The sequence below is a fragment of the Vibrio sp. 1580 genome (assembly GCF_033340055.1).
The window spans coordinates 1-512 of the sequence record NZ_JAWOVT010000765.1 but is presented as its reverse complement, the minus strand read 5'-3'; the positions used below and the strand labels follow the sequence as shown (position 1 = coordinate 512).

Sequence of the window (512 nt, the reverse complement as noted above, 5' to 3'; positions counted from 1 at the left end):
CTGCCAAGGTTCTAACTCTTGCATTTGAGTACGAACATAGCGAGAAAACTTCCAAGACAACCAAATACAAATAGCGACGGCAATGATTCCGAACGATATCAAGGGCAATAACCGTTCGCTTGTCCAGAGATCCAAAGTATCAATCAAATAGCCAACTTTGATCATGCCAATCACATCACCGTCATTGGACAAAATGGGAGATATGTAACGAACCGATGGCCCTAAAGATCCCACGCCATAAGAAAGGTAGGACTCACCGTTTTCCAGCGCTCTTTCAATGTCACCTCCCAATACAGGCAAACCAACGCGTTCAGCGACAGGATGTGCTAGGCGAATTCCTGCGCGATCACTCACGGTGATAAAGTCCGCATCACTCACTGCCTGAACCGCATTGATTATTTCTGACGTTTTGCTTGCGCTACCAGCCCCAACAGCGGTAATAAGGCTGGACAATTGCGAGAGCTGCTGCGACTGAACTTGAGCACGCAGGCTGATTTGATGAGTGAGGATGT

1 pseudogene is annotated in these 512 nt (G+C 47.7%); it reads right to left on the bottom strand.

From position 1 onward, the window contains the following. Positions 1-512, bottom strand: a pseudogene (locus R7093_RS28270) (sensor histidine kinase); the annotation flags it as partial.